Genomic DNA, 12,347 nt, shown 5'->3' on the forward strand with positions numbered 1-12,347 from the left:
GCCCGGGCGGTGGTCGCCCGGGCCGCGTTCCGAATCAGTAGCGGTCGGGTGCCGGCGGCTCGACGAACGGCAGCACGGTTCCGGCGGTGGAGTTCCACGCCTCCTCGTAGCGGCCGTCCTCGTAGGACTTCTCGAGCACGTCGTTGATCCACATGCGGAAGTCGGTGTCGTCCTTCGTGAGGCCGATGCCGTAGGGCTCCTCGGTGAAGGGCTCGCCGACGACCTTGAACTCGCCCTCGTTCTGGGCGGCGAGGCCCGCGAGGATGACGTTGTCGGTCGACACCGCGACGACCGCGCCGCTGCGGAGCGGCTCGAGGCAGTTCGAGTACGTGTCGGTGAGCACCGGCTCCGCGCCGATCTCGGCGAGCTTCGCGGCCGGGGTCGAACCCGTCACCGAGCAGACCGGCTGACCGACGAGGTCGTCTTCGCTCTTGATGTCGTCGTTGTCGGCGAGCACCAGGATCGACTGACCGGCCATGTAGTACGGCCCGGCGAAGGAGATGACTTCCTTGCGCTTGTCGTTGATCGTGTAGGTGGCGACGACGAAGTCGACCTGGCCGTTCTCGATGAACGGCTCGCGGTTCGCCGAGACCGTCTCGACCCACTCGATGTTCTCTTCGTCGATGCCGAGCTCGCTCGCGATGATCTTCGCGATCTCGACGTCGAATCCGACCGGAACGCCGTCGGGGCCGACGAGGCCGAAGAGCGGCTGGTCGAACTTGGTGCCGATCGTCACCTTGCCCGCTTCGGAGAGCTTCGCCATGGTCGTGCCGGCCTCGAAGGTGGGCGCCGGCTCCGCCGTGGGCTCTGCCGAGTCGCCACCGCTGCCGCTGCAGCCCGCCAGCGCGAGCGCCGACACCGCAGCTGCCGCGACGAGTGCCATTCTCATGCGTTTCATGTCTCTGCCTCTTCTCCTGTGTGATGGTTCCTCGCCGAACGCGCCGGCGCAGGTCTCTCTAGTGCTCGAGGATCTTCGAGAGGAAGTCCTTCGCGCGGTCGGACTTCGGGTGGTCGAAGAACTCGGCGGGGGTCGCCTCTTCGACGATCCTGCCGTCGGCCATGAACAGCACGCGGTCGGCCGCCTTGCGTGCGAAGCCCATCTCGTGCGTGACGACGATCATGGTCATGCCGTCTTTGGCCAGGCCGATCATGACGTCGAGCACCTCGTTGATCATCTCGGGGTCGAGCGCACTCGTCGGCTCGTCCATCAGGATGAGCTTCGGGTTCATCGCGAGTGAACGGGCGATCGCCACACGCTGCTGCTGACCGCCCGAGAGCTGGGCCGGGAGTTTCTTCGCCTGGTTCGCGACGCCCACGCGCTCGAGCAGCTCCATCGCCTTCGCCTCGGCGTCCTTGCGCGACATCCGCTTCACCTTGATCGGCGCCAGCGTGACGTTCTCGAGCACGGTCTTGTGCGCGAACAGGTTGAACGACTGGAAGACCATGCCGACGTCGGCGCGGAGCTTCGCGAGCGCGGCGCCCTCTTCGGGAAGCTTCACGCCGTCGATCGCGATCGAGCCCGAGTCGATGGTCTCGAGGCGGTTGATCGCACGGCAGAGCGTCGACTTGCCCGAGCCGCTCGGGCCGATGACGACGACGACCTCGCCGCGGTTCACGACGGTGTTGATGTCGTTGAGCACGTGGAGCTCGCCGTAGTGCTTGTCGATGTGGTCGACGACCACGAGCGGCTCGCCGCGACGCACCGAGATGTTCGAGGTCGGCGGGGCAGGCTGCGTTGGCTCCATACCCCCAAGTTAGGGCCAGCAGAGCGCCAGCGACAACCAGTTGGGCGGTGGTTACCTAACCGTGATCAGCAGTGCGCTGTGCGAAGGCGCTCTCATACAGGCAGACGGATGCCGCGGTCGCGAGGTTCATCGATTCCGCGTGACCGTAGATCGGCACGGTGACCACGCGATCGGCGAGCTCGAGCTGCTCATCGGGCAGGCCGCGGGCCTCGTTGCCGAACACCCACGCGGTCGGCCCGGCGAGCACGCCGTCGGTGCGGGCGGAGAGCAGGTCGTCGCCCTTCACATCGGCGGCGAGCACCGTGAGGCCCGCGGCGCGCGCCCGGACGAGCACGTCTTCGAGCTCGGCGCCGATGGCGACGGGGAGGTGGAAGATCGAGCCCGTCGAGGAGCGGACGACCTTCGGGTTGTAGAGATCGACGGTGCGCCCGGTGAAGATGACCGCATCGGCGCCTGCGGCATCTGCCGCGCGCACGATGGTGCCGGCGTTGCCGGGGTCGCGCACCTCTTCGAGGATGGCGACGAGCTTCGGCTTCGCCGCGAAGACGTCTTTCACCGCGGTCGGGAACTGGCGGCAGATGGCCACGAAGCCCTGCGGCGTCACCGTGTCGGCCATCGAGTCGAGCACCTCTTCGGTGACGAACTCGATCTCGACCTCCGTCGACGCCGCGGCATCGACGATCTCGGGGTGGCGCTCGAGCGCCGTCGGCGTCGCGAAGAGCTCGATGACGAGTTCGGGGCGGAAGGTGAGCGCCTCGGCGACGGCCTGGGGCCCCTCGAGCAGGAACATCCCGCTCTCGACACGTGCCGCCTTGCGGGCGAGCTTCGCTACTCCGCGTACACGCGGCGATCGGGGATTCTCGAGCATGTCCCAATTCTATTGGGGGAATGCCGAACGGCCCGGCACCCCGCTTGTGCAGCGGAGGTGCCGGGCCGTTCGAGAGCTGAAGTCGCTGCTTACGCGGCGGTCTTCGGAGCCGAGGTGTCGGCCGGAAGTGCCTTCCGGGCCGACTCGACCAGTGCGGCGAACGTCGCAGGCTCGTTGACCGCGAGGTCAGCGAGGATGCGGCGGTCGACCTGGATGCCCGCAAGGCCGAGGCCCTGGATCAGGCGGTTGTACGTGAGGCCGTTCGCACGCGACGCGGCGTTGATGCGCTGGATCCAGAGGCGACGGAAGTCGCCCTTCTTCTGGCGGCGGTCGCGGTACGCGTAGACGAGGGAGTGGGTGACCTGCTCCTTGGCCTTGCGGTAGAGACGCGAACGCTGGCCGCGGTAACCACTGGCGCGCTCGAGAATGACCCGGCGCTTCTTGTGGGCGTTGACCGCCCGCTTCACTCTTGCCATGACTCTGTTTCTTCCTTAACGGGTCTCGCGGCTCAGTGGCCGAGAAGCTTCTTGATGACCTTGGCGTCGGGGGCCGACACGACCTTGTCCTGGTTCAGACGGGCCTTGCGCTTCGAGGACTTGACCTCGAGGTTGTGGCGCATACCGGCCTGCTGCTTCTTGATCTTGCCGCTACCGGTGATCTTGAAGCGCTTCTTGGACCCGGAGTGGGTCTTCTGCTTCGGCATCTCGTATTTCTCCTTGGTTCTGCCGTCACGAGTGACGGACGGGGATGTTTGGCTCAGCCCTCGACGGGCTCAGCCGTCTGCTCGTCGCCGTCGGCCGGGGCATCCGCCGCCGGTCGCGCCTTCGCTGCAGCACGCTGTGCATTGGCCTCGGCCTTGGCCTCGGCCTTGTTCTTGAGGGGACCGATCACCATGACCATGTTGCGGCCATCGATCGTCGGGTTGTGCTCGACCGTGCCGTACTCGGCCACGTCTTCAGCGAAGCGCTGCAGCAGGCGGACGCCCATCTCGGGACGCGACTGCTCGCGACCGCGGAAGAGGATCATCGCCTTGACCTTGTCGCCGGCCTTCAGGAAGCCGATGGCGCGCTTCATCTTGGTCTCGTAGTCGTGCTTGTCGATCTTGAGACGGAACCGCACCTCTTTGAGGATGGTGTTCGCCTGGTTGCGCCGGGCCTCTTTCGCCTTCTGCGCAGCCTCGTACTTGAACTTGCCGTAGTCCATGATCTTCGCGACCGGCGGCTTCGAGTTCGGAGCGACCTCGACGAGATCGAGATCGGCCTCCTGCGCGAGCCGCAGGGCCACCTCGATCTTCACGACGCCGACCTGCTCTCCGGCAGGCCCCACGAGTCGAACCTCGGGGACGCGGATACGGTCGTTTGTACGGGGATCGCTGATGCGTGTTCTCCTCTACTCAAGCGGTTTCGCTCGGTCGGGAGGCGGTTGCCGCCCGACGACGAAAGGAGAAATTCGCGCATGCGTGCACGGATTTGCACCGTACTTTTCATGCGGCACCCTATCTACTCCCCCGTCTTGCGACGTGGGAGCGGAGTGCAATGACCCGGTAACCTTGATGAAGCGGTATGCGCGGGTGGGAGAATCTCCACTTTCGTACCGGGGTGAAGCCCCGGAGCCCGAAGTAGTCTAGCAGAGGAAATCCGTGAACAGTAGTTCAGACGAGACCACGGTCGAGGGCGCCACCCGCGACATCGCCGAGGTCCCCGCAGTCGAGATCATCACGACCGCCGCCGTGCACCTCATGAGCGCCGCCGCCGTGAAGGTCGGGCTGGCCGAAGACCCCGAGGAGCAGATCGACCTCGACGAGGCGCGCAAGCTCATCAACGCGCTCGCCGGGCTCATCACTGCCGGCGCTCCCGAGATCAGCGACATGCACGCCCGCTCGCTGCGCGACGGCCTGCGTTCGCTGCAGCTCGCGTTCCGCGAGGCATCCGTCATCCCCGACCCGATCGGCAAGGGCCCCGGCGAGAAGTGGACCGGTCCGGTCAGCTGAGTCGAACCGGCCCGGCCGCACGCTAGCGCTGACAGCTCGGGCACCACCAGGTCTCGCGCTGCTCGACGGCGTTGCGTCCGAGTCGGCCGTGCTCGATGAGCGTGCCGCAACGCCGGCACGCCTCGCCACCACGGCCGTAGACCCAGAGCTGCCGGCCCCGATGCGTGTCGCCGGTCGTCGTGCGCACCGCACGATCGCGGTTGGCACGGATGACGCGGCTCGCGAGCGCCACGAGGGGCACGAGCTCGACCTCGCCGATCGGCCGGGTCGGCAGGATGCCGCGGAGGAAGCACAGCTCGTTGACGTAGACGTTGCCGAGCCCCGCGAGATTGCGTTGCTCGGCGAGGGCGACCGCGACGGGCGTCTCCGGCGCGCTCGCGAGCCGGCGCACCGCCTCGTCGGCGTCCCAGTCGGGCCCCAGCAGGTCGGGCCCGAGGTAGCCGAGCCGCTCGCCCTCCTCCGCCGCGCCGAACAGCTCGAGGGTGCCGAGGTCGAAGCCGACCGCCGAGGCATCCGGCACCTCGATGATGGCGCGCGCCTGCCAGGCGGGCCGTCGCCATGGGGCACCGGGGCGGAACACCCGCCACTCCCCCTCCATCTTCAGGTGCGAGTGCACGACGACCCCGCCGATGCGCATCAACAGGTGCTTTCCGCGGCCCCCGACGGAGTGCACCTGCTCGCCGGCCAGGTCGACCTCGGCGAGCGCGGGCACCCGGAAGTCGGAGCGGGTGACCGTGCGACCCGCGAGCGCCTCGTCGAGTCGCCGCGCCGCCTGGTGGACCGTGTCACCCTCTGGCATCGAAGCGGAGCCCTCTCGGCGTCTCCCGGAACCCGGCGGCACGCAGCGGTCGGTCGAGCGCCGATCCGAAGACCGCGTCGCCGTTCACCGTCTCGACGCGGAGCCGTTCGGTGCGGCCTCGGGTGAGCGCGGCCGCGAGTGCCGTGGTGGCCGCTGCCAACGCCGTCTCGTCGTCGGTGAAGACGAGGGTCGTGCGTCCACCGCGTTCGAGGTAGAGCACCGCCTCGCCGTCGACGATCGCGACGAAGGCGCCGGCCTTCCGGCCAGGTCGATGCGCGCTCTCGCCGGGAAGCTCGGGCCAGTCGAGTGCGGCGCCGAACGGATTGGCCGGATCGGTGGCCGCGAGCGCGACGGCCTCGTCCTTCGGCGCGGCGCGGAGACGGTCGACGGCCGCCCCCGTCGCGAACTGCGCCCCGCCCTGACCGTCGATGAAGTAGCCACGACGCACGCGGCCCGAGTCCTCGAAGCCCGAGAGCGTGCGATAGGCGAGCGCGAATCCGCCGACGTGCGCCTCGGCCGTCACCGACCCCCTGGTGACGATGCCGTACCGTTCGAGCAGCGCCTCGCCGAGGGCGTGCGCCCGCGGTGTGGCGGCGCCGCTCGCGAGCGGCAGCACCGACCAGCGCCCCGCGGCCCGTGGCGGGTTGGCCCGGGCCGCGGCCGTGCGCCCGGCCTGCACGGTCGCCGCGAGCGATCGGCGCGACAGCGACCCCGCGCGGAGCCGGGCGCGAGGGGTGGGCGCCGCGGTCTTGTGCGCTCCCCCGCCCGCGAGCATGCCGCGCACCGGGGCGAAGGTGTCGTTGGTGACGAGGCCGGCCCAGACGAGCCGCCAGAGCGCATCGGCGAGCGCGCGGTCGTCTTCGGAGCCGACGGCCTCGGCCAACTGCCGGAAGAAGAAGCCGCCTCCGCCGCCGAGCACCGCGATGAGTTCGGATTCGAGCGGATCGAGGGGTGCCTCGGCGGGCGGCGGCAGCGTGAGCTCGGCCGTCTCCGCGAGGTGCAGGCTGATCCACCCGTCGTCGCCGCCGAGCGACCCGGTGCCGGCCCAGAGCACCTCGCCCGACGCCGTCAGTTCGTCGAGCATGCCCGGCCGGTAGTCGGCGACCCTCGCGGGCAGCACGTACGCCTCCCACGCGGAGGCCGGGATGCGCGCGCCCTCGAGCTGCTCGATCACTGCGGCGACGCCGTCGACGCCGCTGAGCTTGCCGCCCACGTGCTGCCATACCGGCAGGAAGCGAGCGAACTCGCGCGGCTCGACCGGTTCGACCTCGTTGCGGAGCACCGCGAGCGAGCGTCGCCTGATGCGTCGGAGCACCCCGCTGTCGCACCATTCCAGGCCCGACCCGTGGGGCAGGAACTCGCCCTCGACCACTCGGCGCTCTCCGCCGAGCCTCGCGAGGGCCGCGGATGCCACGACCTGCCCGATGCCGAAGCGCTCCGCCACGGCCTGCGCCGTGAACGGGCCGTGCGTGCGGGCGTACCGGGCGACGAGATCGCCGAGCGGGTCGCGCACCCCCTCGCCGAACACCTCGGGTAGCCCTGGCGGGATCGGCACGCCGAGCGCGTCGCGCAACCGGCTGACGTCTTCGACCGCGACGAACCACGACCGGCCGCCGAAGCTGACCGGTGCGGCACGACGCGACGCGACGAGCGCGGCGAGGGCCGCACCGGCATCCGTCTCTTCGTCGACTCTCGCCGCCACCTCCTCGGCCGTGAGCGGTCCGAGGTCGCCGAGCAGGTCGGCGACCCCCTCCTCGCCGCGAGCGAGGCGATCGGGATGGAGCCGCTGGAGCATGCGCTCGACCTCGTCGACCACCTCGGGGTCGAGGAGTTCGCGCAGCTCGACCGTGCCGAGCAGCTCGGCGAGGAGCGCCGGGTCGAGCGAGAGGGCTGCCGCCCGGCGCTCGGCGAGCGGGGCGTCGCCCTCGTACATGAATGCGCCGACGTAGCCGAAGAGGAGGCTCGAGGCGAAGGGGCTCGGCGACTCGGTCGTGACGTCGACGAATCGCAGTTCACGGCGTTCGATGCGTTCGGCGAGCCGGGTCAGTGCCGGCAGGTCGTAGACGTCCTGCAGGCACTCCCGCACCGCCTCGAGCACGATGGGGAACTCGGGGAAGTCGCGGGCGACCTCGAGCAGTTGCGACGCCCGCTGCCGCTGCTGCCAGAGCGGCGAACGCTTGCCCGGGTTCGTCCGCGGCAGGATGAGCGCCCGCGCGGCGCACTCGCGGAACCGAGCGGCGAACAGGGCCGAGCCGCCCACGTTCGCCGTGACGAGCTCGGCGAGCTCGGCCGGTTCGAAGGCGAAGAGCTCGGCGCCGGGCGGTTCGTCGCCCGTGTCCGGCATGCGCAGCACGATGCCGTCGTCGCTCGCCACGGCATTGGAGTCGACGCCGCTCTGCTCGCGCACGCGCGCGCCGATGGCGAGGGCCCACGGCGCGTGCACGCGCATGCCGTAGGGCGAGTGCAGCACGATGCGCCAGTCGCCGAGCTCGTCGCGGAACCGCTCGACCACGAGGTTCGTCGCGTCGGGCACCACCCGGGTCGCCGTGCGCTGGTCGTCGATGAACTTCACGAGGTTCGTGGCGGCGCGTTCGTCGAGCCCGGCGGCACGGCTGCGAGCGAGGGCGTCGGATGCCGGTGCGCCCGACAGTTCTGCGATGAAGCCGCCGATCGCCGCCCCGAGTTCGGCGGGGCGTCCGATGCCGTCGCCCTTCCAGAACGGCAGACGGCCCGGCTCGCCGAACGCGGGTGCGACGAGCACGCGGTCGTGCGTGATCTCCTGGATGCGCCAGCTCGTGGCCCCGAGGGCGAACACGTCGCCGACCCGCGATTCGTAGACCATCTCTTCATCGAGTTCGCCGACGCGGCGGCCGGGGCCCGCCTCGCCGACCATGAACACGCCGAACAGGCCCCGGTCGGGGATCGTGCCGCCGCTCGTAACCGCGAGTCGCTGGGCACCGCGACGACCGACGATCGTGCCGGCGTCGCGGTCCCAGACGATGCGGGCACGGAGCTCGCCGAAGCGATCGGAGGGGTACCGACCGGCGAGCAGGTCGAGCGTCGCGTCGAACGCCGATCGGGGCAGCGCGGCGTAGGGTGCGGCGCGGCGCACGAGCTCGAACCAGGCCTCGACGTCCCACTCGTCGAGCGCGGTCGCCGCGATCGTCTGCTGGGCGAGCACGTCGAGCGGGTTCGCGGGGATGCGGAGCTCTTCGATCGCCCCGCCGATCATGCGTTCGGCGACGACCGCCGAATGCAGCACGTCGGCCCGGTGCTTCGGGAAGATGAGGCCCTTCGAGACCTCGCCGACCTGGTGCCCCGCCCGGCCGAGCCGTTGCAGACCGCTCGCGACCGAGGGCGGCGACTCCACCTGCATGACGAGGTCGACCGCGCCCATGTCGATGCCGAGCTCGAGACTCGAGGTCGCAACGACGCAGCGCAGTCGACCCGACTTGAGATCGTCTTCGACGAGGGCGCGCCCCTCCTTGCTCACCGAGCCGTGGTGCGAGCGCGCGATCACGGGCGGCGCTCCCGTGGTGATGCCCGAGGCGCCGACCGCCTCTGCCGGCGTTCGTCTGGCCGTCACCGGTACCGCGGCTGCCTGCACCGGCGCCGTCAGCGCCTCGACCTGCAGCGCGGTGCGCTCGGCCCAGAGCTCGTTGAGCCTCGCCGTCAGCCGTTCGGCGAGTCGCCGGGAGTTCGCGAAGACGATCGTGGAGCGGTGCGCGAGCACTTCGTCGAGGATCGCCTCTTCGACGTGCGGCCACACCGTGCCGGCCCCCGTCTCGCCGGCGAGGTCGGAGAGGTCGTCGACGGGCACGGTGACCCGAAGGTCGAACTTCTTGCCAGAGGGCGGCGCCACGATCGTGACCGCCCGCGTGCCGCCGAGGAACCGCGCCACCTCCTCGTGGGGCCGCACGGTCGCCGACAACCCGATGCGCTGCACCGGTGCTGCGGTGAGCTCGTCGAGCCGCTCGAGCGAGAGCGCGAGGTGCGAGCCGCGCTTCGTGCCCGCGAGCGCGTGGATCTCGTCGACGATGACCGTCTGCACACCGCGGAGGGTCTCGCGCGCCGCCGAGGTGAGCATGAGGAACAGCGACTCGGGCGTCGTGATGAGGATCTCGGGCGGGTGCGTCACGAGCCGTCGCCGCTCGCCCGGCGGCGTGTCGCCCGAGCGCACGCCGACGGAGACCTCGGGCACCTCGATGCCGTGCGCCGCCGCGGTGCGGGCGATGCCGACGAGGGGCGCCCTGAGGTTGCGCTCGACGTCGACGCCGAGCGCCTTCAGCGGCGAGAGGTAGATGACGCGCGTGCCCGTCGATTCGGCATCGGCACCCTCGTGATGCAGCCGGTCGATCGCCCAGAGGAAGGCCGCGAGGGTCTTGCCCGAGCCGGTCGGGGCGACGACGAGCGAGTGCTCGCCGCGCGAGATCGCCTGCCAGGCGCCGTCCTGCACCGTCGTCGGCGCGGTGAAGGACTCGGTGAACCACGCCCGCGTCGCGGGCGAGAACGCATCGAGCGCCGAAGCCATGCCTCCATTCAAGCGGATGCCGCCGACGCCGGGCTTTCCCGGACCGTCGACGTCATCGTTCGGGGTCCGGCTCCGCCTGCATGGCGGCGAGCGCACGGGCGACGGTGTCGACCGTGCGACGCACCTCCGCGGCATCCGTTCGCCAATTGCTCACCGAGAAGCGCACGACGGCACGGTCATGCCAGCGCGACGTCATGGCCAGCACCTCGCCCTCGTTCCAGAGTCGTTCGCTCAGCGCCTCGGTCGCCTCGTCGCCGTCGAGCGCGATGCAGACCTGGGTGAAGACGACCTCGTTCAGCACCTCGACGCAGGGAAGGGCGCCGACGCCGTCGGCGATGCCGCGCGCGGCCTCGGCCAGACCGTCGATGAGTCGCGCGACGCCGTCACGGCCGAGCGACCGCAGCACCGCCCACGTCGGCACCCCGCGTGCGCGGCGCGAGAGCTCGGGCGCCTTCTCGTGGGGATCGGCTCCGACCTCGGTCGCCTGCAGGTAGCTCGCGTGCATGCCGAGGGCGCGCCGCATCGCCGCCGGGTCGCTCACGATCGCGATGCCGCAGTCGTACGGCACGTTCAGGGTCTTGTGCGCGTCGGTCGACCACGAGTCGGCGGCCTCGAACCCCGCGGTCAGGTGGCGGAGCCTCGGCGACGCCGCGGCCCAGAGCCCGAATGCACCGTCGACGTGCACCCACGCGCCGGCCGCGTGCGCGACGTCGATCGCGGCGGCGAAGTCGTCGAACGCGCCGGAGTGGATGTTGCCGGCCTGGAGCGCGACGATCGCCGGGCCGTCGCCGGCCTCGAGCACCGATGCCAACTCGTCGACGCGGATCCGCCCCTGCTCGTCGGCCGGCACGGTGATCGGCGCGCCGAGCCCCAGGTACCGCGCCGCGAGATCCATCGTGCCGTGCCGCTCCTCGCCGGCGATCCACCGTATCGCCGGGCCGCCGGCGAGCCCCTGGCTCTCGACGTCCCAGCCGACCCTGCGCAGCACCTCGTTGCGTGCAGCCGCCATGCACGAGAACTGCGCCATCGTGGCGCCGGTCGTGAAGCCGACGTCGCTCTGGGGCGGCAGTTCGAGCAGGTCGAGCAGCCACTCGCCGGCGAGCTCCTCGACGGCGACGGCGCCCGGCGTGATCGCCCGCAGGCCGGTGTTCTGATCCCAAGCGGAGACGAGCCAGTCGGCGCCGAGCGCGACGGGCTGCGTGCCGCCGATCACCCACCCGTAGAAGCGCGGCGATCCGATCGCGATGAGGCCGGGCTCGATGCCCTCGGCCAGTCGGCCGATGACCTCGAGGTCGGGTTCGCCGTCGGGCGGGAGATCTCGCCCGAGGCGCTCCTTGATGTCGTCGGCGGTCGCCTGGGGCGGGATCGGTCGTTCGGCCACGCCCGACAGCCACGCTCGAGCATGGCGGCCGGATGCCTCGATGACCGCCTCGTACGAGTCATCCGCTGTCGGGCCGGTCTCACCGAGGCCGCCGATCGTCGTGTTCGCATCAGTCATGGCACACCTGGATTCCGTGCGACGAGCGCACACCACCGATTGTGCGCCGGTTCGCGGGCGCGGTCAACGGGCCGTCGAACGGCCGTCGCCCGGGAGGCGTCCGAACCCACCCGAGAGGTGTCCGATCCCGCCCCGGAGTCGTCCGACCCCGCTCGACCGACTCAGCCGGCGGGAGTGCCGACGAGCTTCACCGTCAGCGAGTCGACCGACGTGGCGATGACGTCATCGGCCGCCCAGCGGCGGGCGAGCCGCGCAGTGATCGCATCGAGCTCCTCGCGGCTCAGACCGCCGACGAGCTCGAGGCGCACGACGAGTTCGGGTCCGATGAGGCGAGCCGTCGGGTCGCCCGGGAGCAGGGTCACGCCGAGCACTGCGAGCTCCCGCGCGATCGAGTTCCGGAAGGCCTCGCCGACGATCGGCGACTCGAACGGAGGCTGCCACTCGTGCGCCTGCGCGATGGACCACACCGCGGGTCGGCGCAGCACGAACTCGGTCGGCGAACCGGGGTCGAGCACGACGAGCTCGGTGCCGTCGTCGGCGGCGGCCAGCGCGACGCGCACTCCGTCGGCGGGCACGGGCCTCGCGAGCGGATTCCACCGCGACATCGCCTCGACCGAGGCGAAGACCGGCAGCACCCTGCGTCCGTCGGGCCCCTGCACCGTCACGATCGAGAGCTCCTGGCTCTTGTCGACCGCGAGCCCGTGGGCGCCGACCTCTGAGCCTCCGTCGCCGAGTTCGGCGAGGAGGGGGATCAGCAGGCGGGAACGCGCGAACTCCGCGACCACCGGCGCCGGTCCGGCAGCGCCGGCACGGAAGTCGTCGAGCGCGGCGACGAGCGCGGCGGGCGCCCGGCCGTCGTCGGAGGCGTGCGTGTTGGGCTGGAACGAACGCCCGGCCCACGGCACTCCGGCGGAGT

11 protein-coding genes are annotated in these 12,347 nt (G+C 70.8%); 1 reads left to right on the forward strand and 10 read right to left on the reverse strand.

What is annotated here, in order from left to right; translation table 11 throughout:
- Nucleotides 1–34 precede the first annotated feature (34 nt).
- The 6 genes from ACFTQE_RS18395 to infC all read right to left on the reverse strand — a co-directional run bounded on the left by ACFTQE_RS18395 (nucleotide 35) and on the right by infC (nucleotide 3,990).
- Nucleotides 35–898: a glutamate ABC transporter substrate-binding protein gene (locus tag ACFTQE_RS18395; protein WP_376926428.1), complete on the reverse strand. Its 864-nt coding sequence runs from the start codon at nucleotides 896–898 to the stop codon at nucleotides 35–37.
- Nucleotides 899–956: 58 nt separating this feature from the next.
- Nucleotides 957–1,745 carry an amino acid ABC transporter ATP-binding protein gene (locus tag ACFTQE_RS18400; RefSeq protein ID WP_376926429.1) on the reverse strand — a complete coding sequence of 263 codons (789 nt, stop codon included), beginning with the start codon at nucleotides 1,743–1,745 and terminating at the stop codon, nucleotides 957–959.
- Between the two features lie 55 nt (nucleotides 1,746–1,800).
- Entirely contained in the window at nucleotides 1,801–2,613 is an 813-nt protein-coding gene (locus tag ACFTQE_RS18405) for a TrmH family RNA methyltransferase (RefSeq protein ID WP_376926430.1), read from the reverse strand.
- 89 nt (nucleotides 2,614–2,702) lie between these two features.
- Nucleotides 2,703–3,089: a 50S ribosomal protein L20 gene (gene rplT / locus ACFTQE_RS18410; protein ID WP_375836757.1), complete on the reverse strand. Its 387-nt coding sequence runs from the start codon at nucleotides 3,087–3,089 to the stop codon at nucleotides 2,703–2,705.
- A gap of 32 nt (nucleotides 3,090–3,121) precedes the next feature.
- The gene (rpmI, locus tag ACFTQE_RS18415; RefSeq protein ID WP_056657888.1) at nucleotides 3,122–3,316 is read right to left on the reverse strand and encodes a 50S ribosomal protein L35; all 195 of its coding nucleotides are present in this window, start codon (nucleotides 3,314–3,316) and stop codon (nucleotides 3,122–3,124) included.
- 53 nt (nucleotides 3,317–3,369) lie between these two features.
- Nucleotides 3,370–3,990, reverse strand: coding sequence for a translation initiation factor IF-3 (gene infC, locus ACFTQE_RS18420; protein WP_376926435.1), 621 nt, complete (start codon nucleotides 3,988–3,990; stop codon nucleotides 3,370–3,372).
- Nucleotides 3,991–4,252: 262 nt separating this feature from the next.
- Here infC and ACFTQE_RS18425 point away from each other — a divergent pair, with 262 nt between their 5' ends.
- Entirely contained in the window at nucleotides 4,253–4,603 is a 351-nt protein-coding gene (locus tag ACFTQE_RS18425; RefSeq protein ID WP_074261092.1) for a DUF1844 domain-containing protein, read from the forward strand.
- A gap of 22 nt (nucleotides 4,604–4,625) precedes the next feature.
- On the opposite strand, the gene ACFTQE_RS18430 is transcribed toward ACFTQE_RS18425, so the two are convergent.
- From ACFTQE_RS18430 to ACFTQE_RS18445, 4 genes are all read right to left on the reverse strand, one after another.
- Nucleotides 4,626–5,402 carry a DNA-formamidopyrimidine glycosylase family protein gene (locus ACFTQE_RS18430; protein WP_376926431.1) on the reverse strand — a complete coding sequence of 259 codons (777 nt, stop codon included), beginning with the start codon at nucleotides 5,400–5,402 and terminating at the stop codon, nucleotides 4,626–4,628.
- Nucleotides 5,389–9,933, reverse strand: coding sequence for an ATP-dependent helicase (locus ACFTQE_RS18435; RefSeq protein ID WP_376926432.1), 4,545 nt, complete (start codon nucleotides 9,931–9,933; stop codon nucleotides 5,389–5,391). Before ACFTQE_RS18435 ends, ACFTQE_RS18430 begins: the two co-directional genes overlap by 14 nt.
- Nucleotides 9,934–9,985: 52 nt before the next feature.
- The gene (locus ACFTQE_RS18440; protein WP_376926433.1) at nucleotides 9,986–11,431 is read right to left on the reverse strand and encodes a pyridoxal phosphate-dependent decarboxylase family protein; all 1,446 of its coding nucleotides are present in this window, start codon (nucleotides 11,429–11,431) and stop codon (nucleotides 9,986–9,988) included.
- 161 nt (nucleotides 11,432–11,592) lie between these two features.
- Nucleotides 11,593–12,347: SseB family protein (locus tag ACFTQE_RS18445; RefSeq protein ID WP_376926434.1), on the reverse strand; the 755-nt coding region annotated here is incomplete at its 5' end.

The sequence above is a fragment of the Agromyces sp. NPDC056965 genome (genome assembly GCF_042673425.1).
Classification (GTDB): Bacteria; Actinomycetota; Actinomycetes; order Actinomycetales; family Microbacteriaceae; genus Agromyces.

Coding starts and splice junctions, on each gene's coding strand:
- ACFTQE_RS18395 (WP_376926428.1), bottom strand. CDS start 898: ATGAAACGCATGAGAATGGCACTCGTCGCGGCAGCTGCGGTGTCGGCG.
- ACFTQE_RS18440 (WP_376926433.1), bottom strand. CDS start 11,431: ATGACTGATGCGAACACGACGATCGGCGGCCTCGGTGAGACCGGCCCG.
- ACFTQE_RS18435 (WP_376926432.1), bottom strand. CDS start 9,933: ATGGCTTCGGCGCTCGATGCGTTCTCGCCCGCGACGCGGGCGTGGTTC.
- rplT (WP_375836757.1), bottom strand. CDS start 3,089: ATGGCAAGAGTGAAGCGGGCGGTCAACGCCCACAAGAAGCGCCGGGTC.
- ACFTQE_RS18400 (WP_376926429.1), bottom strand. CDS start 1,745: ATGGAGCCAACGCAGCCTGCCCCGCCGACCTCGAACATCTCGGTGCGT.
- rpmI (WP_056657888.1), bottom strand. CDS start 3,316: ATGCCGAAGCAGAAGACCCACTCCGGGTCCAAGAAGCGCTTCAAGATC.
- ACFTQE_RS18405 (WP_376926430.1), bottom strand. CDS start 2,613: ATGCTCGAGAATCCCCGATCGCCGCGTGTACGCGGAGTAGCGAAGCTC.
- ACFTQE_RS18430 (WP_376926431.1), bottom strand. CDS start 5,402: ATGCCAGAGGGTGACACGGTCCACCAGGCGGCGCGGCGACTCGACGAG.